The organism is Litoreibacter halocynthiae (genome assembly GCF_004365635.1).
In the GTDB taxonomy this organism is placed as follows: Bacteria; Pseudomonadota; Alphaproteobacteria; order Rhodobacterales; family Rhodobacteraceae; genus Litoreibacter; species Litoreibacter halocynthiae.
The window spans coordinates 32,859-59,336 of sequence record NZ_SOBH01000003.1 but is presented as its reverse complement, the minus strand read 5'-3'; the positions used below and the strand labels follow the sequence as shown (position 1 = coordinate 59,336).

26 protein-coding genes and 1 pseudogene are annotated in these 26,478 nt (G+C 57.6%); 11 read left to right on the top strand and 16 right to left on the bottom strand.

Annotation, left to right across the window (positions count from 1 at the left end):
• Positions 1-44: 44 nt before the first annotated feature.
• A complete protein-coding gene (locus BDE40_RS12050; protein WP_134014845.1) occupies positions 45-2,723 on the top strand; it encodes an FkbM family methyltransferase in 2,679 nt (892 codons plus the stop codon).
• Here the strand turns inward: BDE40_RS12050 and BDE40_RS12045 are convergent.
• The 7 genes and pseudogenes from BDE40_RS12045 to BDE40_RS12015 all read right to left on the bottom strand — a co-directional run bounded on the left by BDE40_RS12045 (position 2,720) and on the right by BDE40_RS12015 (position 8,769).
• Positions 2,720-3,448, bottom strand: a complete 729-nt coding sequence (locus BDE40_RS12045) for a glycosyltransferase family 25 protein (protein ID WP_162848083.1) — start codon at positions 3,446-3,448, stop codon at positions 2,720-2,722. The genes BDE40_RS12050 and BDE40_RS12045 overlap by 4 nt on opposite strands.
• The gene (locus BDE40_RS12040) at positions 3,445-4,506 is read right to left on the bottom strand and encodes a glycosyltransferase family 4 protein (protein WP_134014841.1); all 1,062 of its coding nucleotides are present in this window, start codon (positions 4,504-4,506) and stop codon (positions 3,445-3,447) included. The genes BDE40_RS12045 and BDE40_RS12040 overlap by 4 nt, the downstream gene beginning before the upstream one ends.
• A gap of 51 nt (positions 4,507-4,557) precedes the next feature.
• Positions 4,558-4,926: a hypothetical protein gene (locus BDE40_RS12035; protein ID WP_134014839.1), complete on the bottom strand. Its 369-nt coding sequence runs from the start codon at positions 4,924-4,926 to the stop codon at positions 4,558-4,560.
• 8 nt (positions 4,927-4,934) lie between these two features.
• A pseudogene (locus BDE40_RS12030) lies at positions 4,935-5,620 on the bottom strand (cupin domain-containing protein).
• Positions 5,621-5,707: 87 nt separating this feature from the next.
• On the bottom strand, positions 5,708-6,658 hold the full coding sequence (locus BDE40_RS12025; RefSeq protein WP_073144276.1) for a DMT family transporter: 951 nt from the start codon (positions 6,656-6,658) through the stop codon (positions 5,708-5,710).
• Between the two features lie 10 nt (positions 6,659-6,668).
• Positions 6,669-7,775 (bottom strand): 3-isopropylmalate dehydrogenase, encoded by a 1,107-nt coding sequence (gene leuB, locus BDE40_RS12020; RefSeq protein WP_134014837.1) that lies wholly within the window; start codon positions 7,773-7,775, stop codon positions 6,669-6,671.
• Between the two features lie 67 nt (positions 7,776-7,842).
• On the bottom strand, positions 7,843-8,769 hold the full coding sequence (locus tag BDE40_RS12015) for a LysR family transcriptional regulator (protein WP_134014835.1): 927 nt from the start codon (positions 8,767-8,769) through the stop codon (positions 7,843-7,845).
• A gap of 93 nt (positions 8,770-8,862) precedes the next feature.
• Between BDE40_RS12015 and BDE40_RS12010 the strand changes: the two genes are divergently transcribed.
• Positions 8,863-9,807, top strand: coding sequence for a Rossmann-fold NAD(P)-binding domain-containing protein (locus BDE40_RS12010; RefSeq protein WP_134014833.1), 945 nt, complete (start codon positions 8,863-8,865; stop codon positions 9,805-9,807).
• On the opposite strand, the gene BDE40_RS12005 is transcribed toward BDE40_RS12010, so the two are convergent.
• The 3 genes from BDE40_RS12005 to BDE40_RS11995 form a co-directional block, all read right to left on the bottom strand.
• Complete coding sequence (locus BDE40_RS12005) at positions 9,706-10,626, bottom strand: endonuclease/exonuclease/phosphatase family protein (RefSeq protein WP_162848082.1); 921 nt, start codon at positions 10,624-10,626, stop codon at positions 9,706-9,708. The two genes, BDE40_RS12010 and BDE40_RS12005, sit on opposite strands and share 102 nt — an antisense overlap.
• 50 nt (positions 10,627-10,676) lie before the next feature.
• The gene (locus BDE40_RS12000; protein ID WP_246030445.1) at positions 10,677-11,606 is read right to left on the bottom strand and encodes a hypothetical protein; all 930 of its coding nucleotides are present in this window, start codon (positions 11,604-11,606) and stop codon (positions 10,677-10,679) included.
• 205 nt (positions 11,607-11,811) lie between these two features.
• Positions 11,812-12,828, bottom strand: a complete 1,017-nt coding sequence (locus BDE40_RS11995) for a helix-turn-helix domain-containing protein (RefSeq protein ID WP_162848081.1) — start codon at positions 12,826-12,828, stop codon at positions 11,812-11,814.
• A gap of 133 nt (positions 12,829-12,961) precedes the next feature.
• On the opposite strand from BDE40_RS11995, the gene BDE40_RS11990 reads away from it, so the two are divergent.
• A complete protein-coding gene (locus tag BDE40_RS11990; protein ID WP_162848080.1) occupies positions 12,962-13,981 on the top strand; it encodes an alpha/beta hydrolase family protein in 1,020 nt (339 codons plus the stop codon).
• Positions 13,982-14,036: 55 nt separating this feature from the next.
• On the opposite strand, the gene leuD is transcribed toward BDE40_RS11990, so the two are convergent.
• Positions 14,037-14,642 carry a 3-isopropylmalate dehydratase small subunit gene (leuD, locus tag BDE40_RS11985; RefSeq protein ID WP_134014825.1) on the bottom strand — a complete coding sequence of 202 codons (606 nt, stop codon included), beginning with the start codon at positions 14,640-14,642 and terminating at the stop codon, positions 14,037-14,039.
• A 157-nt stretch (positions 14,643-14,799) separates the two neighbouring features.
• Here leuD and BDE40_RS11980 point away from each other — a divergent pair, with 157 nt between their 5' ends.
• Positions 14,800-16,011, top strand: coding sequence for a TsoY family (seleno)protein (locus BDE40_RS11980; RefSeq protein ID WP_134014823.1), 1,212 nt, complete (start codon positions 14,800-14,802; stop codon positions 16,009-16,011).
• Positions 16,012-16,125: 114 nt separating this feature from the next.
• Here the strand turns inward: BDE40_RS11980 and leuC are convergent, their stop codons facing one another.
• Positions 16,126-17,532 (bottom strand): 3-isopropylmalate dehydratase large subunit, encoded by a 1,407-nt coding sequence (gene leuC, locus BDE40_RS11975; protein ID WP_134014820.1) that lies wholly within the window; start codon positions 17,530-17,532, stop codon positions 16,126-16,128.
• 238 nt (positions 17,533-17,770) lie between these two features.
• Between leuC and BDE40_RS11970 the strand changes: the two genes are divergently transcribed.
• Both BDE40_RS11970 and BDE40_RS11965 read left to right on the top strand, forming a co-directional pair.
• Complete coding sequence (locus tag BDE40_RS11970; protein ID WP_134014818.1) at positions 17,771-19,198, top strand: mechanosensitive ion channel family protein; 1,428 nt, start codon at positions 17,771-17,773, stop codon at positions 19,196-19,198.
• Positions 19,185-20,567: an amidase gene (locus tag BDE40_RS11965; RefSeq protein WP_162848079.1), complete on the top strand. Its 1,383-nt coding sequence runs from the start codon at positions 19,185-19,187 to the stop codon at positions 20,565-20,567. The genes BDE40_RS11970 and BDE40_RS11965 overlap by 14 nt, the downstream gene beginning before the upstream one ends.
• Here BDE40_RS11965 and BDE40_RS18570 read toward each other — a convergent pair.
• Positions 20,548-20,739, bottom strand: coding sequence for a helix-turn-helix domain-containing protein (locus BDE40_RS18570; protein ID WP_425462403.1), 192 nt, complete (start codon positions 20,737-20,739; stop codon positions 20,548-20,550). The two genes, BDE40_RS11965 and BDE40_RS18570, sit on opposite strands and share 20 nt — an antisense overlap.
• On the bottom strand, positions 20,729-21,148 hold the full coding sequence (locus BDE40_RS11955; protein ID WP_134014816.1) for a c-type cytochrome: 420 nt from the start codon (positions 21,146-21,148) through the stop codon (positions 20,729-20,731). The genes BDE40_RS18570 and BDE40_RS11955 overlap by 11 nt, the downstream gene beginning before the upstream one ends.
• Before the next feature lie 172 nt (positions 21,149-21,320).
• Here BDE40_RS11955 and BDE40_RS11950 point away from each other — a divergent pair, with 172 nt between their 5' ends.
• From BDE40_RS11950 to BDE40_RS11930, 5 genes are all read left to right on the top strand, one after another.
• Positions 21,321-22,073 (top strand): SDR family NAD(P)-dependent oxidoreductase, encoded by a 753-nt coding sequence (locus BDE40_RS11950; protein WP_134014814.1) that lies wholly within the window; start codon positions 21,321-21,323, stop codon positions 22,071-22,073.
• Positions 22,074-22,078: 5 nt separating this feature from the next.
• On the top strand, positions 22,079-22,621 hold the full coding sequence (gene idi / locus BDE40_RS11945) for an isopentenyl-diphosphate Delta-isomerase (protein WP_246030444.1): 543 nt from the start codon (positions 22,079-22,081) through the stop codon (positions 22,619-22,621).
• 200 nt (positions 22,622-22,821) lie between these two features.
• Positions 22,822-23,217 carry a ribosome silencing factor gene (rsfS, locus tag BDE40_RS11940; RefSeq protein ID WP_246030443.1) on the top strand — a complete coding sequence of 132 codons (396 nt, stop codon included), beginning with the start codon at positions 22,822-22,824 and terminating at the stop codon, positions 23,215-23,217.
• Positions 23,218-23,228: 11 nt separating this feature from the next.
• Positions 23,229-23,699, top strand: a complete 471-nt coding sequence (gene rlmH, locus BDE40_RS11935) for a 23S rRNA (pseudouridine(1915)-N(3))-methyltransferase RlmH (RefSeq protein WP_134014810.1) — start codon at positions 23,229-23,231, stop codon at positions 23,697-23,699.
• An 88-nt stretch (positions 23,700-23,787) separates the two neighbouring features.
• On the top strand, positions 23,788-24,048 hold the full coding sequence (locus BDE40_RS11930) for a spike base protein, RCAP_Rcc01079 family (RefSeq protein ID WP_134014808.1): 261 nt from the start codon (positions 23,788-23,790) through the stop codon (positions 24,046-24,048).
• A 4-nt stretch (positions 24,049-24,052) separates the two neighbouring features.
• On the opposite strand, the gene BDE40_RS11925 is transcribed toward BDE40_RS11930, so the two are convergent.
• Positions 24,053-25,282 (bottom strand): polysaccharide pyruvyl transferase family protein, encoded by a 1,230-nt coding sequence (locus BDE40_RS11925; protein ID WP_134014806.1) that lies wholly within the window; start codon positions 25,280-25,282, stop codon positions 24,053-24,055.
• Positions 25,276-26,415 (bottom strand): Coenzyme F420 hydrogenase/dehydrogenase, beta subunit C-terminal domain, encoded by a 1,140-nt coding sequence (locus tag BDE40_RS11920; RefSeq protein ID WP_246030442.1) that lies wholly within the window; start codon positions 26,413-26,415, stop codon positions 25,276-25,278. The genes BDE40_RS11925 and BDE40_RS11920 overlap by 7 nt, the downstream gene beginning before the upstream one ends.
• Positions 26,416-26,478 lie beyond the last annotated feature (63 nt).

Genomic DNA, 26,478 nt, shown 5'->3' with positions numbered 1-26,478 from the left:
CTGCGTTACACAGATCGCTAAAGTAGCCATATGTGAGCCTTTTCTTGAGCAACCCGACAGACCTAGATCTGGCCCAGTCGACCGAGAGCGGAGGCAAGCTGTTTGCCCGCCTGTGGCGTGGGTACTTGCGCAAACACTGGATGCTTTTCGTGCTGGCCTTTGTGTTCATGGTCATCGAAGGCAGCACCTTGGGTGCGCTGAGCTACATGCTTCAGCCGATGTTCGACCTTGTGTTCGTCGAGGGTCAGGCAAGTGCCATCTGGTGGGTCGGCATCGGCATCTTCGCGCTTTTCGTCATCCGCGGCATCACCGGCATCATCCACAAGAGCATTCTGACCGGCGTGTCCTTCCGTGCCTCGACGGAGGTGCAGGTCGACCTGCTGCGGCACACGCTGACGCTTGATAACGCATTCCACTCCCGCACCTCGCCCGGCTCGATGATCGAGCGGGTTCAGGGGGATGTAACTGCGATCCAAACCCTTTGGAATATGATCCTCGTGAGCGCTGGTCGCGACCTGATTGCGTTGCTTTCGCTTCTAGGTGTGGCCTTGTCGATTGACTGGAAATGGACGCTGGTGGCAATCATCGGCGCCCCGATGTTGGTCATCCCCAGCTTGCTGGTGCAGCGCTATGTACGGCGCAAATCCAACTACCTGCGCGACGTGGCTGGCAAGCGGACCACCCGTCTGGACGAGGTATTTCACGGCGTCACCCCGATCAAGCTGAACCGGATGGAAGAATATCAAGTCGAGAATTTTTCTGGCCTTTCAGATACTTGGGTAAAAGCGACGATCAAAACTACCATCGGGCAAGCCACCGTGCCGGCACTGGTCGATTTCGCCGTGGGCTTCGGCTTTTTCTGCGTGTTGCTTTACGGCGGCCCGCAAATCATTGCCGGTGAAAAGACCATCGGCCAGTTCATGAGCTTCTTCACCGCCATGTCACTGGCCTTTCAACCCATGCGCCGTTTGGGCGGAGTTTTGGGCTATTGGGAAATGATGATCGCCAGCCTCAGCCGCATCTTCGGGCTGTTTGATACCAAACCCGCCGTGGCGGATCGAACATCTGCCGAAGCCGTGCTGGATGGCTCCTCCATCGTCTTTGACAACGCCTCTTTGTCCTACGGTGACAAAGCCGTGTTGAACGGCCTGAGCTTCACTGCGAATTCTGGCACCACAACAGCGCTGGTTGGCGCGTCAGGGGCGGGCAAGAGCACCGTGTTCAACGTGCTCACCCGCTTGGTTGATCCAGCAAGCGGCAAGATCACCATCGGGGGCGTGGACGTCAAAGACATGCCCCTGTCGCAATTACGCGGCTTGTTCTCGGTCGTGTCGCAAGACGCTTTGTTGTTCGACGAAACGCTGCGCGAGAACATCCTGTTGGGCCGTGAAGACGTCGATGACGCGCGGCTAAAACAGGTGCTGGACGATGCACATGTCAGCGATTTTCTGAAAGACCTGCCCGACGGGCTGGAAACCGCCGTTGGCCCACGGGGCAGCAACCTGTCAGGCGGGCAGCGCCAACGCGTCGCCATTGCCCGCGCCCTACTGCGCGACACACCGATTCTGTTGTTGGACGAGGCGACGAGTGCCTTGGATGCCGAATCCGAAAAGGTGGTCCAAAAAGCGTTGGAACGACTTTCCAAAGGCCGCACGACACTGGTTATTGCCCACCGCTTGTCCACTGTCCGCGACGCGGACCAAATTCTTGTGCTTGATCACGGCAAACTGGCGGAAAGCGGGCCTCATGACGAGTTGATCGGCAAGGCCGGTATCTACGCCCGTCTGCACGACCTGCAATTCCAAACCGGTACCAAGCCTTTCACCGGAGATATCCCCGTGACGTCCAAGACCTTCACGCGCAGTACAGGCTCCGGCATCTGGCGCAGCCTCAACGGCAAAGAACGCAATCTTGACGATGCGGATGATAAACTACCATTTGGCCATTTCGCCCCGAATGCGGTGCAACGCGGTATGATTTCACTGGGCAAATCAACCCCGCTCAAACGCGGTGTGTTTCGTGGTGGTTGGACATCTTCGGTGCTCGCTGCCGGACGTGGAAAGCTAGATATCTACTTCCGCGACTGCGCCTACCGTATCCGCGGCGAGAACAACCTTATCGAATACGGTCTCCTTCTGAATCCCGACTATAACGGCGAGGACCTGGACTTCCTGACGAAAGACGCGCCGGTTGATGCCAATTTCCTGGACCTTGGCTGCAACATCGGTCTGTATGCCCAGCCGATGGCCCGTTGCGCGCCACAAGGCCGCACACTTGCTATCGACGCGAACCCGCTGATGGTTGACCGCCTGACGTGGAACGCCGAGGCCAGCGGGTTGGACAACCTGACCGTGATCCACTGCGCTGTCAGCGATCAGGAAGGGCGGGGCGATCTGCAAATCCGCAAAGATGATCTGGCAATCGTTGCAGTTGAAGAAACACCCGACGGGGATATGCCTGTGCGCCGTCTTGATGCCCTGCTGGACGAGCACGGGATTACGGCGATCTATGGCTTGAAAATCGACATTGAAGGGCATGAAGACAAAGCATTGGTGCCCTTCATGGAGGCCGCACCCGACGCATTGCTGCCGCGGCGGATTGTCATTGAGCATCCCTACCCTGACGCGGATTATCCCGGCTGCACCAAAGCGTTCGCAGCGCGTGGCTACGTCTTGGTCACACGCACCCGAAACAACTCGCTATACGAGTTACCCGCCGGTTAGTTGTACTTGCGCGATAGCGTTGCGACTTGGTTTCGGTAGGTCCAGCGCTTTGCCGCGGCGATCAGTTTTTGCCACAAGCTCCGCTTGCGCGACACAGTGCTGCCACCCGACTCCTGCGTTAGATCGGATACGCCTGATGGCACAACGCAATGCGGGCGCACGCCTGTTTCCCAGAACAGCTGAAGGAAACCATCCACCGGCCGGTCAATCTGTTCGCTTGCGGTCAGCAGCGAGCGGGCGGCGTCCAAGCTGACCAATTGCGCCGAAGTCCGCAAGGGAATAACCTGAGGCCGGATGACCGCGACAGGGCCGGACTGCTCTACCATGGAAAAAGGTGGTTTGACGGCCCGTACTTGAAACTGGATGTAGCCCAATGCGGCAATGTGGGGCTCCGCCATGGCAAGCGCCGCACGAAATTCAGCCGGTTCGATGGCGACGTCATCTTCAAGGATGAGCGCCGCGTTCACGTCGTTTTCGACCATGTGACGCCAGACACTGCGATGGCTTTCAAAACAGCCAATCTCGCCCATGGAGAGCGAAAACGGGTAGGCTGGCTGAAACAGCGCAGGGCCGGAGACGAGCTGGTCCCGCACCGCCGGATCCATCGCCGCCCCGTCACACGCAGGCCAGATGCGCGCCGGATAGGGTGATTCCTGCATCATGGTTTCAACATGAGGTCGACGCGCGGAGGCGCGTTCCAGATGGATGATAAAGGTTTCGGTCACTGGCGAACTGCCTCGTTCCAAAGCTGTTGATAGACGGTGTTTATGCCATCGACCTCGGTCTGAATTCCATAGCTATCACGCGCGACTTGAGTAGCGCGGAGTGACATTGCCTCAAGCAGCGACTTATCGCTTAACAAGCTCCGGATCTCGTCAACTGCGCCACACACATCGCCAAGCGGCACCACGCGACCAGACTCGCCTTGCGCTGAAAACGCACTGAAGTATCCGGTATCGGTTGCGACAAACGGCACGCCTGAGGCCATGGCTTCCAGTGGTGTCATGCCGTAACCTTCATAGCGCGGCAAAGGTACCAGAAGGCTAAGGCCGCGTAGAATCTCTGGCAGCTTATTAGGCTCTATTTCACCTGGAAACAGGATACGATCCGACAGTCCCGCAGCTTTCACGCGCGCCTTGAGGTCGGCCAAAAACGTCTCGTGCGACCTGCCAGCGCGGCCAATGACCAAAGCAGTGGAGTCCGGTTGGGATGGCAGCGCACGGATCATTGCATCGACAAACTGGTCGGTGCCCTTCTCGGGCCGAATGCGACCGACTGCGGCAATCCCGCGTTTGCCGGGGAAACCTGTCGCGGCCCAAGCTGCGGCCCTGTTTTCAGCGGGATGAAAAGCATCTGTATCCACGCCATGGGGGACGACCGCACGCACATGTGGCACGTACTCTGCGGCGGCCTCGGTCGTTGCGATAACGGCATCCATGCGCGAGATCAGCCAGCGCGGAAATGCGGAGTGCCGTCGCTGCGCGGCCGAGGTGAAAACGATCTTTATCGGCAGCCTGAGCACGTCGCGCGTCCAGATCGCCGCACGCATCTCTGTATTGCGTCTCACATGCCAGATCGAGAATGGGTAGCCATCCGGCTCTTTGCGAGACAGAGCACGGGCAGTTTTCAAGTCGATCGGTTCAGGACATTCCGGCAAAGGCTGACCTACCAGCCGCAGATCAAGCCCCCTTGCCTGCGCGCGCACAACGCCAGCGGCGGTCGCGGATACGCCGGTAAAGTTCTTGTTGAAGTTGGTCACAAAAATAGGCGGCGTCTGGGTCATGCCATTTGACTACGCGAGGCAAGCGCGGCGCGCAAACTGTAAGCGAAGCCTCTATCGCTTCAGCGCTGCCAGTCCGAGCAAAAGCCATCCCAGCAACCCTTGGCTATGCGCTGAAAGGTTTGCACTCGCTTGAAAGCTCAGCAGCCGTAAGATGTGGAGAGGTCCCGGAGGCCGGCCAATGACCCATTGCGCCGGCAATCCGTCGATGATGATGCGGTAATACTGGAAATAGATTTGCGGGGACAGCCAGACGAAGCTGACAAACACTGCTACCCCAATCACAATCCGCAGTATCAGTGGCCGTTCGGCACCAAACCGCCATGCACCGTAGCCCCAGCACAGCATCAAACCCGCAGACACTACGACAAGCCCGATCTGTTGCAGACCGGTTAGCGTGAAAAAGCTGTCGTATTCGTACAAATCAGGCTCTAATCTGGCGCAAATTCAGGTTTTCTCGCGTGTGGGATATGCCCAAGCTTCATCCAGACCCGTGTCCCGTTGTCACCTGCGTCGGCACGCAAGGTTGCGCCCATGGGCAGCCTTAGCCAATCATGTTTCTCCAAGATATAGCCACCCTCGGTGGCTGACCCTTCGAGAACCAGAAGTTCTCCACCATCGGGCAAATCCAGTTCGATAGACGCACCTGCATCCCAGGTTTCCACTCGAACCTCTTCGCGGCCGTCACGGAACAAAACTGCGGAACGCACTCCCCGTCGATCAGCGTCCGGCGCAAGCTCGAGGGTATTCATATCGGTAGTCACGGCGCTTCGGTCGTCCATATCGAACTGCCAAAGCTTCACGAAAATTGTGCAACCATCCTTTGACCCCGGCATGTGGCTGGAAGTTGGCGGATTGCGAACGTAGGTTCCGACGGGAAAGTCGCCATGTTCATCTTGAAAACGCCCTCGAGCACGATGAATTCTTCGCCACCTGTGTGGGTGTGGGCGGAAAAATGGCTGTCGGGCGCGTAGCGCACAATCGTCGTGGCCCGCGCAACCTCGTCCCCGATGCGATCGAGCATGCGCCTGTCGACACCGGGCATTGGCGACGCGACCCAATCTATTTGATCGGTGTGGACAACGACGCGCTGTGAAAAGTCTGAATTCAGGTCCATGTCGGCCTCCGCTGGGATTTGGCCCAAGCTAACGGGCATTCGAGCGAAGGCAATCCGGCCACACGACTATGTGACGCGCTGACTTGCCTATTTCTTCGGCTGAAACGGCTTCATGAAGGACCCAATACGCGGTGATGTTCCCGTCTCGGGGCGTGACCGTGTGTTGAGAACAGGGGTTCCTGATGTCGTGGACCTGCTTTCACGCAGCACGATATACATGCCGCTGGCGATGATAATGGCAGAGCCTACGAGCGTTCCAAAGTCCGGCCATTCATCAAAGAACAACGCACCGTAGACCGTCGCCCAAAGGATCTGGCTGTACTGCATTGGCGCGACAATCACGGCCTCGCCGGTATTGTAGGCTCCGATCAAGAAGCGGCCAGCGATCCATGCGAAAACTGCGACGATGGCAATGAGCCCAAGGTCTTCGATTGGCATCGGCACGTAAACGGTCGGCAGCAATGCCCCCATCACCAGAAAGTTCGCCATCATGGGATAGAGCATGATCACGACTGTCCGCTCTTCACGCCCGATCTTGCGCACGATCACCGATGCGAATGCCCCGCCAACCGCGCAGGCAAGCGCCGCCAGGTGGCCCAAACCAAGCTCTGTCTGCCCAGGGCGCAACACGACCAAGACACCGCAGAGGCCCACCAGAACGGCAAGCCAACGACGCAGACGGACTTCCTCACCCAGAATCGGGATGGCGAGGACGGTAATCAACAAGGGCGAGGCGAATATGATGGCGTAGACTTGCGCCAAGGGCAGGACCGAAAACGCGTAGAACGCGGAAAATCCGGTGATCACGGCAGCAACTGTCCGCGCAACCATCCAATACGGGTGTCGCGGTATCAGTGTCCCGCTGGTCTGGTCCCGTAGCAACCATAGCGTGGCCAATGGAAAGCTGAGGACAACCGAAAAGAACACGATTTGTATGGGCGAGTATGTCCCGCCCAATACTTTGATGACAATGTCATGCGTCGCGAAAATTCCGAACGCAACCAGTGCAAGTAATGCGCCTTTAGCATTCGGAGTCATTTGCGAACTCCTACAGGCTAGCGTCCAGCGCGGCCAGAATAACATCACCCATTTCGGTCGTGGAGACCGGTGTGCCGCCATCAGGGCCCATCAGGTCGGCCGTGCGGACGCCATCTGCCAGAACCTTCTCGACGGCCTTTTCCAGACGGGTCGCTTCTTCGCCTTCGTCAAACGAATAGCGCAGCGCCATTGCGAAGCTGAGGATACAGGCAATCGGGTTCGCTTTGCCTTGACCGGTGATATCCGGGGCGGAGCCGTGAACCGGCTCGTAAAGTGCCTTCGGGCGGCCTTCAGCATTGGGCAGTCCCAGCGACGCGGAGGGCAGCATGCCAAGCGAGCCTGTCAGCATCGCAGCACAGTCGGACAGCACGTCACCGAACAGGTTGTCGGTTACGATCACGTCGAACTGTTTGGGTGCGCGGACCAACTGCATCGCACCGTTGTCGGCGTACATGTGGGACAGTTCCACGTCGGGATATTCAGCATCATGGATTTCCTGAACCACATCGCGCCACAGGATGCCGGATTCCATTACGTTGGCTTTTTCCATGGAGCAAACCTTGTTGCTCCGCTTGCGGGCCAGCTCGAACGCGGAACGGGCGACGCGCGCAATCTCGGACTCGGTGTAGCGTTGCGTGTTCACACCCACGCGCTCGTTGCCTTCCTTGTGGATGCCGCGAGGCTCCCCGAAATACACTCCAGAGGTCAGTTCGCGGACGATCATGATATCGAGACCGGACACGATGTCCTTCTTCAACGAGGAGAAGTCGGCCAACGCGTCGAAACACTGGGCAGGGCGCAAGTTCGAAAACAGGTCCATTTCTTTACGCAAACGAAGAAGGCCGCGTTCCGGCTTCACCGAGAAGTCGAGATTGTCGTATTTCGGGCCGCCAACGGCACCCAGCAAAACCGCATCAACTTCCATCGCGCGGGCCATTGTTTCATCCGACAACGGCACGCCGTGTTTGTCATAGGCAGCGCCGCCAACAAGGTCAGTTTCCACGTCGAACTTCAAATCACGCTTATCACCGAACCAGTCGATGATACGCGTCACTTGCGCCATTACTTCAGGGCCGATGCCGTCGCCCGGCAGGATCAGGATGGATGGGTTGGACATGGACTGCGCTCCGTCAAAAAATGAGTCCTCAGCGGGGTATCGCGCACGGCCTATGGGGTCAAGGTTACTAGGGGGAATGCATGATCGGGATTGAGCTGTCTTGCGACAGGTCCGGCTTCAATCCGTTCTCCAAAACCTTCCAAACCGCCGCAACACGAGGCGTGTGTCGAAGGGCTTCATGTGTGGTCAACCACAGCTCCAATCCGGGAACCGGAAATTGAGGAAGTACAGCCTCAACCTCAGGCATGCGTGCGCCCAGATTGCAGGCCATTACGCCGATACCGGCGCCAGCGCGGATCATCTCGCAATGCACTTGTTGCGCATCACACCGGAACGCAAAATCTTGCCGCGTTAACTGCCACCCCAACTTCGCTGCGCCGCGAATGAATCGCTCGGAACGGTCGTAGCCCAGCAAGTCATGCTGCATTAGTTCTTCGATATTGGACGGTGTGCCGCGACGCTCCAGATAGCTTTTCGCTGCAAAGAACCCCAGTTTCAGGATGCCTATTTTCTTGGTAATCACCTCAAGTTGGGTCGGGCGGTACATACGGACGGCGATATCCGCTTCGCGGAACAACAGGTTCTCGCTTAGGTCCGTGGCGTTCAATTCGATCTGGATATCGGGATGATCTATACGCAATCGGGCCAACACGGGCGGCAGAGAGTATAGCGCCGTGAAATCACTCGCGGTGATGCGCACTGTCCCTTGCAAGGAATTGTCATGCCCAGCCGCTGCTGTCGCCAAACCCGATGCAGCTTCGGCCATTGCCGTTGCATGGGGAAGGAGGGCCTCGCCCTCGCCCGTAAGGCTCAGCCCTTTGGGTTGGCGGTAAAACAAGGCAATGCCAAGCTGCTCCTCCATCGCCTTCACTTGTCGACCCAAAGTTGGCTGGCTCACACCAAGGGCGCGCGCGGCACCGGAGAGAGAACCCTTGGCCACCACCGAGAGGAAGGCTTGGATCAACGTCCAATCGAGTCTGTCTATGCGTTCCATTCATATATGAATATCAGACATCCGAATTTTGGCAATTTCATTTCATATTTGAATGAGTGACGCTAAGGCAATTCCGCTTCAGGAGATTTCAAGATGACCAAAACTGTTCTCATTCTCGGCGCCAACGGTCGCTTTGGCCGCAATGCCGCTGCCGCATTTTCATGGGCAAACTGGAACGTCATCCGCTTCGACCGCGCAACAGATGCACTTCCGGATGCTGCGTGGGGGGCCGACATAATCGTCAACGCGTGGAACCCCGCCTATCCCGATTGGGCGAAACTGGTTCCACAACTAACCAAACAGATCATCGACACAGCCAAGGATACCGGTGCCACGGTTCTGATTCCGGGTAACCTTTACAACTACGGCGCTGATATGCCCTCAGAGCTGAACGAGGCGACACAACACAGGCCGACAGGCCCCTTGGGTGAAATTCGCGAAACTATGGAGCGCGCCTACAAAGACGCGGGAGTGCGAACGATTGTGCTTCGTGCAGGCGATTTCATCGACACGGCCCCAAGCGGGAATTGGTATGACAAGGTCATCACTGCGAAACTCCGTAAAGGCTTCGTCGACTACCCCGACGATCTGGATACGCCACACTCTTGGGCCTTCTTGCATGATCTGGCCGACGCAGCCGTGATGCTGGCCGAGCAGGCTGATGACTTGCCCGGCTTCTTCGACATCAACTTTCCTGGATACACCCTGACCGCGCGGGAACTGCATCATGCGTTGGAGCAGGTCACCGAACGGCATTTGGTCCTGCGACAAATGCCATGGTGGCCATTGCTGGCGGCCAAGCCATTCTGGCCAATGGCAAAACCGCTGCTGGAAACACGCTATCTTTGGAACACTCCGCATAGTGTGAAATCGTTGCGCTTCACAGATCTTCTTCCGGATTTTGCGCCAACACCGTTGCATGACGCCATCGCAGCATCATTGCAAAGTGACGTCGACCCAGACCGGATAGTGCCGCGACTCTCCGGAGCTTCGAGGCGTCCGCTCAACCTTTGCTGCCCGTACTCGAAGGCGACTTGACGGCAAGACGTAATCTACCCGAAGCGCCAGACCAAATGCCCATTCAGCGGTGATCCCCCCGTTGGCGTCGGTCGAATGCGGGTCTTGCAAGGCATCGTGGTTCAGTAGGCTTTGAATAGCGGTGCGATGTCCTTCACCGCCTGACGGGTCATTGTTCAGAGTACCAAGCAAGACAAAGGGCATCTGCTGAAGTGCAGGCTGCTCGATATAGCGACGCCAGAACCCAAGCTCTGCAGCATTGCGCAATCCGTTGCGATCCTCTGGGCCGTCGAAAGCGGGGGTCGAGGCATGTGACGTCAAAACACGCAGCGGCCCCGTTGGTGTCTGGATCACGACATCCCACGCGTTAACGGTATGAAGTGGCAATATTGCCAATACTCCATCTGGGAAAAACCCACCTGCGGGCAGATCGGGCGTTTCTTGGTCGCGCCACAGAACATGACTCAAGTCGCGGGTCTGCTCGTCAACCAAGGGGAATCGCGACAACAACAGCATTCCTCCCTGACCCGCAAAGCGCCCGTAACCCAGCATGTCCCTCGGCTCTCCCAACTTGCCGTTCCGGTCCAGATCAGCACCGCTCCCAATCCCGGTGTTCGGACGAGCGGCGTAGGAAAACGGCATTTCGTGCCCCATGTCAGCCAAACGGGTTTGGATTAGGTGAGCCGCTATCCGGTCATGATCAAAGTCGACGTTCTGCAAAACAACGATGTCGGGAGCGAGATGCGCGATCGGCCTCAGCTGCTCATCCGCCTTCGCTGCCATCAGATCGCGCACAAGCAAAGCCGGCCCGTCGCGTGACAGGCCGGTGTGATAGGTCATAATCCGGTAAGTTTCCGCTGTCGCAGGCAACGCTGCGACAAACAGTGCGGTCAGGCAGGCAGCAAACCAGCGGCCACAGCCCGTGCGCCACGCATCCGCTTTTCGTCGATCATGTCGGCGATGCGGTTCATCGCGATACCGCGCATGAACAGGCTTGCCGGAAGGAAGGCCCATATGGAAATCATCCAAACCAGTGTTTGCGGCGAATCCATCATCGACGCATTGAACAGCCCCGAGGCAGAACGCGCCACGGCAGGGGTCAAGAATGGCAGGAAGAATCCTAACGCTATGTTAAAGCGCGCGTCGCGGTTCAAACGTGTCACGACATCCGCACCCATGGTTGGGTCGAAGGTCGGCAGGTTGGTCCAGAAGTTGAACGCTTGTGTGCGGTTTGGCCAACCCATTACCCGCAGAACGATCATAAACACAGCCAGCGTCAGCAAGGATACGAGATAGCTCACACCAACTGCAGCGCGCATCAGATTCATGTGCTCCACGTTGCTTTGGTCGGGAACCAGCAACATGATCAGGCGAACCGGGCTGTAAGGGAAGTCGATGACATAGCCAACAAGATGCCCGACAGCCTGAACGAAGCGTGTCAGAGTCGTCGGCTCGTAGAGACCCCGGAAGATGATCGAAAGCAGAAAAATCGTCACAAAAAGCGACAAGAAGCGCACGCGGTTAAACGGCGGTGCGTTGCGGAATTCTATAAGGCATGGATAGGTGGAGCCATATTCAATGAGCGTGATCAAGCCCGCAAAGAGCCCTACCAGCACGACCATTTGTGTCGTGTCTTGCGTCACTCCCGGAAGCAATAGAGATGGCGTGCAAATCAACAGCACGACAAACATTGCGCGGGCGACCGCGCCTGTCAGGCGTGATACCACGTCGATAAACCTCTCTACCCGAGCGGGCCCGATACTTTGCCGAACCCTGTCCCAGAAAGATGATCCTTTGGCTTCTGCCGAAAGGTGCCTCATTTTCGCCTCAGTTTTGCCTAGATTCAGATACTCCTTCAACCATCTGATAAGACTGAGGGATTTTATTGGAAGATTCCGTGGTATTCTTGTGTCACTCGAAATCGCCCATTCGCGCATCTAGACAGGCGGACACCCTCATCCGCAATATCTGGGGCGAAACATGGCAGCAATGTGTGGCGGCCTTGTGAACGGCCACACCAACAGGTTAACCATACCCTTCGTTTTCAGCCTGTAGTTTCAGCCATTGGCTCGGGGCTGCATGCTTGATCCGAAGGAACTCGCGGTTGAAATTCGACTTGGTATTGAAGCCCGCCGTGAGCATTGCCGAAGTAACGCTCTCCCCGTGTTGCAGCGCTATACAAGCCACATCCACGCGGCGCGCATTGATATAACGTGACACGTTTTCACCCGTAGTCCGGTTAATGGCGCCCGACACTGCCTTGACCGGAAGCACCAACCGTCGAGCGATCTGGTTGAGGGTTAGATCCGGATCAAGGTAGAGTTTTTGCTGCATCATCAGAGCTTCGAGGCGCGCCATGATCTTGGCATCCTCTTCCGGGTCGGATTGCGTTTTTGGCTCGGAATCCTCGTCGTCATCCGCAGTCTGCGTCCAGAGACTGCTCGACAAACTCAACGCCCCCAAGAGCAGCAACATCCCTGTTGATGACACCGCGACGATCCAAGGCTGCCACGCGCCTTGATCAAAAATCTGCGCCAGAACGATCGCGGCATCCCCGAGGGCCGACACGATCAAGGACACGCCAATGACCCGCCATATCAGGCCCGGCACATTCCCAGCCGAAAGCCGCGTGATCGGCAATGCATCCGAGCCGCGCGATGACACAACAAGAATGGCAGCACCGTAACCGACGAACAGCGCCGGAATCAGGAAATCGAGCGGTGTGCGTGCAAAGACAACGCAGAACGCGATGAAGACCGGAACCAAAGCGTGGGGCAAGTGGCGGCGCGGATCGAACCGGCGCACCGCAGAAGTCTCGAACGCCACCCACGCCAAGGGAGGAATAGCAGCAGCCGTAATCGGCTGGATCGCAAGCGCCCACGAGACCCCGTAGTGCTGGCCCAGTGAAATGATCAAGCTCTGCAAAGAGCTTTGAAGCAACAAGACAGCGATGAAGCTACGCCCGCGCCCATCGACGATCAGCTTGAGGAACAGGAACGCCAAGATGAGGCTTCCGAACAAGGGAATAGGCAATACGGGCATGAAGAACGGTCCTTTCGACGCCCTTGCTAGTCCTAGATCGCGTTCTGCTCGACCTAAAACCGGTTTTGGGACGCTCATGCCCGCATTTTCTCGCATCACTGCTTCAGTCGCATCACACATCAGGAATACCACTATGAAACACATCGCACTCCTTGCAGCTTTAAGCTTGGCACCTACGCTGGCTTTCGCAGAGACAAATATCGGCATGGCCGACTTCACCTACGAGGCCGCACATCATGGCAAGCCGGTCTCGTCGGTAATCTGGTATCCGTCCAGCGAGGGAGGCACCGTAACCCGCGTGGCAGAGAATGCCGTGTTCTACGGGGTAGACGCCCGCCAAGACGGGCCATTGCCGGAAGGAGGCAAGCTGCCCGTGGTTCTGCTTTCCCACGGACTCGGGGGAAACTGGCGCTCGCTCGCATGGTTGGCCGAAGATCTGGCGGGTCAAGGCGCACTTGTTATTTCCGTGAACCATCCTGCCAGCTCGACATTTGATTTCGACATGGGAGAAGGCCTGAAACACTGGACCCGGGCGCGGGACATGTCGCGGGCGTTGGATAAGTTGATGGACGACCCGACATTCTCGGGCCGTATCGACACCAGCCGCATCATGGCTGCGGGGTTTTCCTATGGGGGCTGGACGGCACTGTCTTTGGGTGGCGTTACAGGCAATCTGGCGGGCGAGATCGCGGAATGTGAAGTGCAGGGGGACGCATCGAGCCATTGTCGCGATCTCAAGAAAGCCGGTGTTAGCTTCGGTGATCTGAAAGCAGGTATTTGGGACGCATCATACAAAGACGCGCGGATCACCCATGTCGCGGCCATGGATCCCGCGCTGCATCACGGCTTCACGGAATCCAATGTGGTGGATCTGACCGTTGACACGGTGTTGATCGCACTGGGTGAAGGGGCTGACCGTTTGGTGGCCACAGATTTCGATGCAAGTGGCTTTGTCGACCTGTTGCCGGACGCCAAGGTGCTTCGGATCACTCCGGCCTTTCACTTTAGCTTGCTACCGCTTTGCAAGCCTGCAGGGGCGGAGATTTTGAAGGAAGAGAAAGATGATCCGGTTTGTACCGACCCTAAAGGCGCTGATCGCGCGCAGATCCACGCTGCTGTGATTGATGCACTATCTCAGCAACTGGGTCTTTGAAACCAAAATGGCCAGCCTCTGATCGGGGCTGGCCATATTGCTTATCTAATTTGCGTTAGACCCAAGGGCGCTCAGCGCTGGCCTTGGCTTCGAACGCCTTAACGCTGGCGACCTTTTCCATGGTCAAGCCGATGTCGTCCAAACCATTCATCAGGCAGTGCTTCTTGAAGCTATCCACTTCGAAGCTGAACACTTCGCCATCCGAGGTCGTCACAGTCTGTGCCTCGAGGTCGATGGACATGCGGGCGTTCGCACCCTTCTCCGCGTCCTTCATCAGCACATCGACCTGCTCCTGTGGCAACACGATCGGCAGGATGCCGTTCTTGAAACAGTTGTTATAGAAGATGTCTGCGTAGCTGGGCGCGATAACGCAGCGGATGCCGAAGTCCTTGATCGCCCAAGGCGCATGCTCACGCGAAGAACCGCAGCCGAAATTGTCGCCCGCGACCAGAATCTCTGCCTCGCGGTATTGCGGTTTGTTCAGCACGAAGTCGGCGATTTCGTTGCGGTCGTCGTCATAGCGCATTTCGTCGAACAGATTCACACCCAGCCCGGAGCGCTTGATGGTCTTCAGGAACTGCTTGGGGATGATCATGTCGGTGTCGACATTGATCAGGGGCATCGGTGCGGCGATCCCGGTGAGTGTTTCGAACTTGTCCATGGTCGACTCCTTGTCAGACGGTCGCGCCCTTGTGCCAAAGCTCTATCGTCTATGCAAGATGGCCTGCATTGAATCGGCGAGCAGCTTGACTTGGATCAAATCAGAACAGGGCAAAATAACATATTCAACAAATGCAATATGAATAGGAGATGAGTCGATGTCGACAGAGCAAACTAGTCCACGGCTGACCTATGGGCCGCTATATTTCCTCGCAGCCCTCGGGGCTGGGGGGCTTACCGTAACCTTCTTTCTATACCTGATGTTCTGGGTGCCACATGCGGGCCGCTCTGTTCCGGTGTTTGAAGATATCATGGCGGCATTTGTTGCAGGCACGATGCTGACAAAGATTATGATCTCCATCGCATGGGCAGGGATCGCTATATTTTCGGCGCTGCTGGTTCAGATGTTGGTTTGGAACCTGCGTGAAATGGCACGCTTTCGCAAAACAGAAGGCTTCACGGCGCTGCATGCCGGCAACGCTGAATCGCAGATGATGGCAATCCCGCTAACCCTCGCCATGGGTGTGAACGGGGGCTTCATTCTGGGGTTGGTGTTCGTTCCCGGACTTTGGTCGATTGTCGAATACCTGTTCCCGCTGGCGATGGTCACCTTTGTTGCGATCGGCGTTTACGGGCTTCGTCTCTATGGTAAATTTCTGGGCCGCGTACTTACGTTGGGCGGGTTTGAATGCTCGAAAAACAACTCTTTCGCGCAAGCGTTACCGGGCTTTGCCTTTGCGATGGTGGCTGTCGGCCTTGCCGCACCTGCGGCGATGAGTTCCAACCTTACGACTGTCGGGATCAGCCTGATCCTGTCGTCGTTCTTCGTCATCATCGCCGCCTTGATTGCAGGGGCCGCGATGCTGTTGGGGCTACGGTCCATGATGGAGCACGGAGCGAACGAGGACTCGGCTCCGACTTTGTTGATCGGGATTCCGTTGCTAACCGTGATCGGCATTGCTCTGATGCGGCAGGTGCACGCGCTGCACGCCCAGTTCGGGGCGCATGGCGAAAACGTGGATAGTTTCAACATGCTGACAGTCATCGTCATGGTGCAGATCGCCTTCGCGTTGTTCGGCCTCGTGGTGCTGCGCGCGCAGGGCTATTTCAGCAAGTTCGTGTCCGGTGACCAAGTCTCCGCAGGGAGCTATGCGTTGATCTGTCCGGGAGTGGCGATGTCGGTGATGTTGCAGTTCTATGTGAACAAGGGCCTCGTGGGCATGGGTATGATCGAGAAGTTCTCGACTGTTTACTGGCTGGCCAGCACGCCCGCCCTGTTGATCCAGTTCGGCACGATCGCACTGCTGGTCATGCTTAACACCAAGCATTTCTGGGGTGCCGCGAAGCCGATTTCGGCGCTGCCTGCCTAGAGATCACTCACAACTTACAAATAAGGCCCGACACATGGAAATGTATCGGGCCTTATTTTGTCCAAACTCTACGTCACGCCCAAGAATTTGGGCGGAACGTACAGATCGCTTAGGCTACATGACCTCACGCACATCCGTCAGATGGCCGGAAATGGCGGCGGCGGCGGCCATCGCTGGCGACAGCAAATGGGTGCGACCCCCACGACCTTGGCGGCCTTCGAAGTTACGGTTGGAGGTTGCCGCGCACCGCTCGCCCGGAGCCAATTGGTCGGGATTCATCGCAAGACACATGGAGCAGCCCGCCAAACGCCATTCAAAACCGGCATCCTGGAAAATCTGAGCCAAACCTTCTTCTTCCGCCTGTGCACGGACCAGACCGGAACCCGGAACGACCATCGCCCGCATTCCGTCCTTGATCTTCTTGCCTTTCAGGATTGCAGCTGCTGCGCGCAAATCCTCGATACGGCCGTTCGTGCAGGAGCCGATAAAGACCGTGTCAATCTTGATCTCGGACAGCGGGGTCCCGGGGGTCAGGCCCATATAATCGAGGGACCGTTGGACAGCTTCGACCTTGCCACCTTTGAAGTCTGACGGCGATGGCACTTTGGCGGTGATCGGCAGAACGTCCTCGGGGGAAGTACCCCAAGTGACGGACGGCGCGATGTCTTCACCTTTGAGAGTGATAACCTTATCGAAATGCGCGCCTTCGTCGGTGAAGAGCGTTTTCCAATAGGTCACGGCAGCTTCCCACTCGGCACCCTTTGGTGCGTGGGGGCGGCCCATGCAGTATTCATAGGTCTTCTCATCTGGCGCAATCAGGCCGGCGCGGGCGCCGCCTTCAATAGCCATATTGCAGACCGTCATGCGGCCTTCCATCGACAGGTCGCGGATGGCTTCGCCGCAATATTCGATGACGTAGCCGGTGCCGCCAGCAGTGCCGGTCTCGCCAATAACGGACATGGTGATATCCTTGGCCGTCACACCGGGCTTCAGCTTGCCGGTGATTTCAACCTTCATGTTTTTCGACTTCTTCTGGATCAGCGTTTGCGTTGCCAGAACGTGCTCGACCTCGGAAGTGCCGATACCGTGAGCGAGCGAGCCGAACGCGCCATGGGTGGCGGTGTGGCTATCGCCGCAAACGACGGTCATGCCGGGAAGCGTCCAGCCCTGCTCTGGGCCGACGATATGCACGATGCCTTGGCGAACGTCGGACACAGGGTAGTAATGCAACCCGAATTCCTTGGCGTTCTTATCGAGCGCCTCGACCTGAACGCGGCTGTCTTCGGTCATGGTCTTCGCGTTGGCACGGTCGAGCGTGGTTGGCACGTTGTGGTCCGGTACGGCGATGGTTTTGTCCGGTGCGTGAACGGTGCGGCCCGCCATGCGCAGGCCCTCGAATGCCTGCGGGGACGTCACTTCATGAACGAGGTGGCGGTCGATATAGAGCAGACAGGTGCCGTCCTCGGCCTCGTGGGCAAGGTGGGCATCCCAGATTTTGTCGTAGAGCGTCTTGGGGGACATGGTGGTCCTCTCCCGAATTGATGAGTTTAAAGGCTGACAGGCAACGGGCGCTTATAGATACGCGGTCACTGAAAACGTCGCGCCGTAAAAGCGTTCGCGCAGTCGCGCGCGGTCGTCGATGTCAAAAACAAGCGTCATGGAACATGCAGATACACCTGCGCGTTGAGTCTCGCAAGGTCTGGCGCTTGCGGGTTTTCATCCTGCATGCGAGGTTCAAAAAGTTAGATGAGGGAGCGACATGGCAGACGAGACCGGTACCGGCAGGACCTTTCCCAATCAGATCGACGGCACAGCAGCCCCCGTTTCGGCACCCAAGCCAAACGACGCCCCCGATTTGGTACCCGATCTTGCGACGCAACCTGTTACAGAGCTGGTTGATCTGGGACAGTCCCTGATTGCGCAGGCAGATACGTTTCTGACTTCGATGTTGCGCCCGTGGAATGCCTACCAGTTCGGCATTGCGCTCGCACTGTGGGCGCTTGCCCATATCCTGCGCACCCTTTTGGGGCCACCGATCCGGAATTGGATGGGTACCCGTGAAGGCTGGCCGAAATGGCGGATGCGGATCCTTGTGGTTGTGCATCAGCGGCTGAGGCCGATTTTCTTCGTCATGCTCCTTTGGACCGCCGTGATCGTCATGCGTGAGATCACTTGGCCAAGCCGGTCCTACATTCTGGGGATCATTGCAACCTTGGCGACGGCGTGGATTGTCGTGGTATTCGCCACCCGTTTGATCCGGTCCATCTTCTTACGGCGTACGGTACGATACGGTGCTTGGGCTTATGTGACGCTGCATGTTCTTGGCCTGACCTCGGATGCCGCACGCTTGCTTGACCGCGCAGCGCTTGAAGCGGGAGAGTTCCGCATATCACTGCTGCTGGTCGTACAAGCGGTGGTCATTCTTGGCGTATTGATCGTCGTCGCACGGTTCTTCACATCCACAACGTCAAAGCGGATTCAGTCGAACGAAGACATCTCGCCCTCTATGCGGGTGCTCATCGTCAAGATGCTGCAAATCTCGTTTTACGGGATCGCTTTCTACATCGGTGTAAAGGCCATTGGCATCGACCTGACGGGCCTTGCGGTACTGTCAGGTGCCATCGGTGTTGGTCTTGGTTTTGGTTTGCAAAAAGTCGTGTCGAACCTTGTATCCGGTGTGATCATTCTGCTCGATAAGTCGATCAAGCCCGGCGACGTCATTTCTTTGGGCGAGACCTTTGGCTGGATTAACACGCTGGGTGCACGCTACGCCTCGGTGGTCACGCGGGACGGCAAGGAATACCTGATCCCGAACGAGGACTTGATCACCAACCAAGTGGTGAACTGGTCGCACTCGGACGACTTTGTGCGATTGGACATTTTCTTTGGCACCGCATATGGCGACGACCCGCATGCAGTGCGCAAGCTGGCCATCGACGCCGCCAAAGGCGTGGATCGGGTGCTGAGCTTCAAAGCCCCCGTGTGCCACATCGTAGGCTTCGGAGACAGCTCGGTAGATTATATCCTAAGGTTCTGGATTCGCGACCCCACGCAAGGGCTGACCAACATTCGCGGGAACGTCTACCTCGCCTTGTGGGACGCGTTCAGCGAGAACAACATTTCCATCCCGTTCCCGCAACGGGAGGTAAAGATGTTGGGCGGTGAGATGCCAAGTGCCCCCGACTGACCTGCTGGATCAAAGCGCCACCGCACAAATTGCGGCGGTTCGGGCCGGAGATATCTCCGCACCCGAGCTGATGGCTGCAACATTGGACCGGATTGCGGAGCGTAACGGACGGGTAAACGCCATTGTGGCCCTGCGCGAAAGCGACGTTTTGATCGCGGAAGCCACGGCGCAGGCAGGAAAACCGCTCGCAGGGCTGCCCATCGCAATCAAGGATCTGGCGGAGACCAAAGGGATCACGACCACCTACGGCTCCCCGCTGTTCAATGCGCATCGCCCTGCGGCGGACAATGCCATGGTTGCAGCGCTGAGAAGCGCGGGAGCCGTGGTAATCGGGAAAACCAATACGCCTGAATTCGGGCTTGGGTCGCACAGCTACAACCCCGTTTATGGTGTGACACGAAACCCCTACGACCCCTCATGCTCGGCGGGTGGTTCGTCCGGCGGGGCGGGCGCGGCCTTGGCGACGCGCATGGTCGCGTTGGCTGACGGGTCGGACATGATGGGATCACTTCGAAACCCTGCAGGCTGGAACAACGTGTTTGGATTCAGACCCTCCTACGGGTTGGTCGCAAATAGCGGCCCTGCTGAAAGCTTTTTCAACCAATTATCCACCAACGGCCCTATGGCGCGGCATATGGGTGATTTGGAATTGCTGCTCGGGCTGCAATCCGCTCATGACCCTGCGCATCCACACTCCAGCGGCCCGTACCGATCCACCCAGAGTACAGGCCGTTTGCGCATTGGCTGGCTTGGTGACTGGGGCGGGGCCTACCCGATGGAAAGTGAAGTATTGGAGCTTTGTGAACACGGGCTGAAGGTACTTGAGCAGCTTGGGCACGAAGTGGTGAAACTGAAACCACCGATTTCTGCGGCAGCTTTGTGGGACTCGTGGATCACCCTGCGCAGTTGGGCCGTCGCCGAGAAACTTCGACCAATCTACGAAGACACAACAAAGCGAGATTTTCTAAAGCCAGCGGCGATTTGGGAAGTCGAGCGCGGCTTGTCCATGTCTGCGCACGAGGTTTTCAAGGCGAGCGAAATCCGGTCCGATTGGTTTCGCCGCACAGCAAACCTGAATGTTGATCTGCTGGCGTTGCCATCAGCACAGATGTTCGCCTTTCCCGCGGAATGGGACTGGCCGAAGGATATCGCAGGCTCCCCCATGGACACCTACCACCGCTGGATGGAGGTCGTGGTGCCTGCTTCGCTCACAGGGTTGCCTGCCTTGTCTGTTCCAGTCGGATTCGGGCCAGGTGGAACACCAATGGGAATGCAACTCATCGGTCATCGCGGCACCGACGCGACCGTGCTTGCCTTGGGCCGCGCCTATGAGGCCGCGACCGACTGGGTCAGCCAGCAACCTCGGTAGGAACCGCTTCGATCAAATCACCCGGCTGGCAATCAAGGGCTTCGCAAATCTTGGCCAAAGTCTCGAACCGGATGCCCTTAACCTTGCCGGATTTGCCCGCATGCTGAAACGAAAAACGGCGGCCCGATAAGGCCGCCGTTTGATTGTCGTCGTCGGTAAGATCAGCTTTCAGGGCTAACCGATACCAGATAGGCCCAGATGTTGGCTGCGTCGTCGGCGTCTTTCAGTTTGAAAGACATCTTCGATTTAGCACCAGAATCGTCGAGCTTCTCTTTCAGCCAAGCTTTCGGATCAGCGGTATAGGCCACGAACTCAGCTTCGTCCCATGCCAAACCGCTTTCACCGACAGCAGCAAGATCCTTGCCGTATTTGAAGTCTTCGGCACCAACGGTGCGACCTGGAAGGCCGAACAGGTTCGGACCGGTTTTGCCACCTTTAACGATGGAGTTATCGCCGTCGGCAATCATGTGGCACGACTTACATTTCTTGAATTCTTTTTCGCCTGCAGCGGCGTCGCCCTCGGCAAATGCTGGCGCTGCCAGAAGTGCGGTGGCCATTGTTGCGATTGCTACAAATTTCATGAGCTGAAGCTCCCTTTGGTGAATCTCAGTTTAACCGTAGTACGACCATAGAGATATCAGCGCCGCTTGAAAATGGAACTTTCGTGTGAGCGGGGCAATTTGCCGCCATCTCGCCAAATCTGAACAGTTGGTTTAGGACGAAGCCAACGCAGCATCTCACGAGGAAAACCGCATGTCGAAACGCGTCGCTATCGTTACAGGGGCCGCCCGTGGGATCGGGTTGGCCACGACCAAACTTTTGCTGGAGGAAGGCGTCACGGTTGCGATGGTCGACTGGGATGGCGAGACCTTGATAGAAGCCGCGAAAGACCTTGGTGATGTGCTGCCCTTGGATCTTGACGTGTCGAAGCCCGATGATGTTGCCACCATGATTGCCGAAACCGAGAATGCGTTCGGGCGTATTGACCATCTGGTTAACAACGCAGGTGTCGCGGATTTCGGGCCAATGGCTGAAACCGATTTCGAACGCTGGCGCGCGGTCATGTCAGTGAATCTCGACGGGGTGTTTTTGTGCACACAAGCCGCCGCCCCGGCGCTGAAGAAAACACAAGGCAGCATCGTGAATATCGCCAGCATCTCGGGGCTGCGGGCCTCCACGTTGAGGGTCGCCTACGGCACCTCCAAAGCAGGGGTCATACAGCTGACCCAACAGCAGGCGGTTGAGCTGGGTGAATTTGGCGTTCGCGCAAACTGCATAGCCCCCGGCCCCGTGCGTACCAAGCTGGCGATGGCGGTTCACAGCCAAGAAATTATTGATGCATATCATGATGCTATCCCGCTGAACCGCTACGGCACCGAGGTAGAGATTGCGAATGTGATCGCGTTCCTATGCTCGCCCAAGGCCAGCTTTGTGACAGGGCAAACCATTGCTGTGGATGGCGGTTTCGAGTGCACCGGCGTAGGCCTCCCGGCACTGAGGATTTGACATCAATGAGCGGCGAAAATCAAAACATGATCCCTGCTTGGGTAGATGGCACGCTGATGCCGGTCGAGAAGATGCAGGTTCATCAAGAAGGGCTACGCCATAAAGCAGTGTCGATCTTTGTGATGGATCGCGACAAGGTGCTGATCCAGCGGCGGGCGCTCACGAAATACCACACGCCGGGCCTGTGGGCGAATACCTGCTGCACACATCCTCAATGGGACGAAATACCTCTGGATTGCGCGGTGCGACGGTTGAACGAGGAGCTAGGTATTGTCGGTTTAGAGCCGGATTTCCGCGATCATCTGGAATATCGCGCTGATGTTGGAAACGGCCTGACTGAACATGAAGTCGTCGATGTATTCATGGTCGAGGCGCCTCAGACCCTGAAAATATCTCTCAATCCCGACGAGGTTATGGAAGTCCGCTGGATCAGCGTTTTCGACCTGATGAAAGAGGTCGAACAGAATCCGGACCGGTTCACAGCCTGGTTGCGAATCTACCTGAAAGACCACGCAGACCGCATTTTCGGCAGCCTTGTTCAAATCTGATTCAGGTGTATTTGCAGCACTCGGCCCAAAAATACGGACAGTATTGCGGACCAGCCCCGCGCTATGGCTTGAACAAATTGTTTCGCACCTGTAAGCGCGCGGATTGAGATTTAATCGTCATACTGCTATATTATACCCATAAAGCGCCTGTCCTTAGGCGCCTTGCACAGGAGGTTTGAGCTCTGTCTCAACATGCAAACGTGGCCGCGAATGCCGCCACTTCGAAGGCCAAAGCGGCCCCCGAAAAAGACCCGGGCACCAGCGAAGAGCTGCTCGCACGGATCGTAGAATTTCTGGAAGCGGAAAAAGCCGAAGAGCTGGTGGAGATTGATCTCCGCGGGCGTTCGGAGATTGCCGACTATATGGTCATCTGTTCCGGCCGGTCGACCCGTCAGGTCACCGCGCTGGCTGAAAAGTTGACGGATACTATCAAGTTGGAATTTGGCCGCTTCTCGAAGATGGAGGGCAAAGCGCAAGGCGACTGGGTTCTCATCGATACCGGCGATGTGGTTGTTCATATCTTCCGCCCGGAAGTTCGTGAATTCTACCAACTTGAGAAGATGTGGCTGCCTTCCAGCGCTGCAGACGCCGAGTAACGAGCGAACGCATGAGGGTCACGATCTGCGCGATAGGACGCCTGCGGGCGGATCCGGAACTTGACCTTATCAACGACTATCTCCAGCGATTTGACCGCACGGGCCGCAACCTCGGCTTGGGGCCTGCGCAGATCATCGAGCTGGAGGACAAAAAGGGCGGTGGCCAGGCCGCGGAAGCTGTCTTGCTGGAACGTGCGATCCCGAAAGGGGCCACGATCTGCGCGATGGATGAACGCGGCAAAGTGATGAGCTCGCCCGACTTTGCCAACATGTTGGGGGGCTGGCGCGATCAGGGGGTCAGCGATCTGGCCTTCGTCATTGGCGGTGCGGATGGTCTGACCAAGGACTTGCGCGCGCAGGCCGACACATCCCTGTCATTTGGCAAGATGGTCTGGCCCCATATGCTTGCCCGCGTGATGCTGAGCGAGCAATTGTATCGCGCGGCGTCCATCCTGTCTGGCTCTCCCTACCACCGCGTCTGAAGCGTTGCTGCGGTCGGTGCAATCACCGCTTCTTAACTCTGTGCTGCCACAACACGTCCCGACTTCATCTCATGTCAGGACATCTATCATGGACAGCTTTTCCGCATTTCCAACGACCCCGATTTCACCCGCCCGCTCCGCCAGCACCGTCGTGCCGAGCGACACGGGTGATCTGCCGCATGTCAGTCGCGCGCTCTATGTCGGGCAATCTGGCGCTCTGAGCGTGGAGATGGTGGATGGCGACGTGGTAACCTTTGAAGGCGTGCCCGCCGGAAGTACGCTGCCAATTCGTGCGTCCAAGGTGCTGGCGACAGGCACCACGGCAACCGCCATTCTGTCTCTTTGGTAGCAGGCTAGAGCCGCTCGTCCATCGCGCGCCACTGGTGACCGGATGCCCTTCGCATCTGGTCGCCGGATCGTTTGCGCAACGCGACTTCGCTAATCACACGCGCTAAGGCCTCTGTATAGTCGCGCAGTCGGTCTTGGCCCACAGCGCGTGCTATTCTGGCTTGTCGCGCCAAGGCTTCACGGTTTTGAAACCCGTTCAGCACCGACTGGACCAAAGCGTCTTGACCCAGAGCGCGACAATCCACCGTCGCCTCGTATCCAAGCGAGCCGAACAGCCCCTCAAATTTTCCGCTATAGGCCAGTGGCGCAACTGGCACCTCTGACGAAAACGCAGCAATGCACGCGTGCATCCTTGCGCCCGCAAAGAAGTCCAAACTGGCGATATAGGCCTTGGCCGCTCCGGGTGTTTTGAAGGCGGGCGCAACAGTCACATCGGGAAACTCTTTTTGCAACGACAGCGCAGCCGTGTAGTCGTCTTCCGACGGAGTTTGCGGGCTTATGACATGAGACACCAAAACCACCTCGGGCCGCTCCGGTAACCTCAATAGCTGACATATCAAATCGCGCATCGCAGTCGGGTAATCCGCCATCAGCTGGAACTGGTTGCGACCGGTATACCCCCCGGCCATCAACAATCCCGAAACATTCAGCCCAATGGTAGCTCGCCCCCAAACGGGTGCCGGACCCTCAGGTGGAAGGCGCAAAGCCACATCACTTGCGGTAACTACGGGTCGCGTCACACCCAGCGCGCGCAATGCAGCCGTGGAGTGATCGTCCCGTGTCGCCACAAGCACCGCGCGCCGGATCAGGTCGCGCGCGAAGGGGCGGGTCAACCAAGAGGTGAACGGGCCGAAGGTCTGCGGCGCCAGTACCACCGGACAGCGCGACAAATGCGCAAGGTACTTCAAATAAATCATCCGGTTAAGGCGCTTTGGCCCGTAGATATCCGCAAAACTATCCCCCGCGCCGATATCCAGAATAAGGTCACATTCCCGAAACATCGCCATCACCTTTCGGGGGTCTTTCATGACCTCGCCACTCAGATGCCGGATCGTAATGTCAGGCCCTTCGACATAAGCGGGCCGCGAACCAACCCAGTCAAACACGGTCACCGCAATATCGATGCCAGTAGCGCGTGAAATGCCTCGTAGGATGTCGATTTGGCCAACGGTCAGCGCACCCACTCCGAGGTTGTCGGAATTCGATGAAAAGAACAGCAACCCGACGGTCAGCATGAGCCCTCTTCCTTCATCGAGCGCCTGTAGACGCGGCGCATCGTCCCGCCAAAGTTGCGAACGGTATCTGACAGTGAGGCACGGCGCGCCATGGCGCAAAGGCCCATACCACGGTAGCGCGGGATCGGGCGGCCCAGAACCCAAAGCGCCGCCAAACGAGCCAATAACACCCGTCGACGTCGGGTTTGCCCGGGCTGAACAGCAGCAAGGGTGTTCAGATCAAAAGGAGTGAGCTTCAGGTGACCGGACGCATAGGCCTCATCAACCAACGACCGCCCACGCTCTGTCCGGCAGAGCACCAGACTTTGGCCCGGGCGATCTTCGAAACTCGGGTATCCCTTGGCGTCGGCTTCCCAAGCATCCGCAAACACCACATCCGCAAACACACCACTTCCATCGGCACATATCTTGCAGCGATGCTGCACCCGCTTCGACAAAAGCGTGCCCCAGCTTTCCTCGTAACTGATGGTGCGCTGGGTTCGATCCCTCAGTGTAGCCTTAGCCTTGCCGGGCCATCCTTCGGCACGATGTTGGAATCGCGCGACATCCAAGGCGTCTACGCTCATTCGATCCAGAATATCCTGCCCACCCAGCAGGGACGGAACGCCCGCACAAAAGAAGGACACCAGAACCGGCACCAGCCGCGCAATCTCCGGGTCCTGCTGACGAAACGCATGCAGCGCCGACACGTCACAAGGTTTGCCAACAAACGCGAACCGGCGTGCGCCACCACGTAGGGTGTTCAGGATATCCAACGGGCTGGACGGCGCATAGCGCGACCCTGCAGCACCGATTATGTCGGAAATAGTTGTCGATACCGTGGTGACATTTGCCATCGGGTTCGCAGGGTCGGCGGCCACATGGATTATCCCATCGACCTGCCGCGACTTTATCAATGAAATCAAGAAGCCGGAAAGCGCACCGCCAGAGGCCGCATTGTGGCGCAGTTTCTTATTTCCCGCATATCCGGTTTCTGCAGAGATATACGGCCCCCAAATCGGATCCAGCTTGCGCCCGTCTGGTGGGCTGTCTTGTGTGACACTCGGACAGACACGCGCCAGTTTGGCGCGCTCATCTGAGGTCAGTTCGCGGGAAAATCGGGGACGCAAAAAACCCTCCGCAGTCGCGCCCATGTGGACCGCCATTGGCGCAACCGCCGCACAACCGCCGCATCCGGCGCACAGGTCGCCATTCAG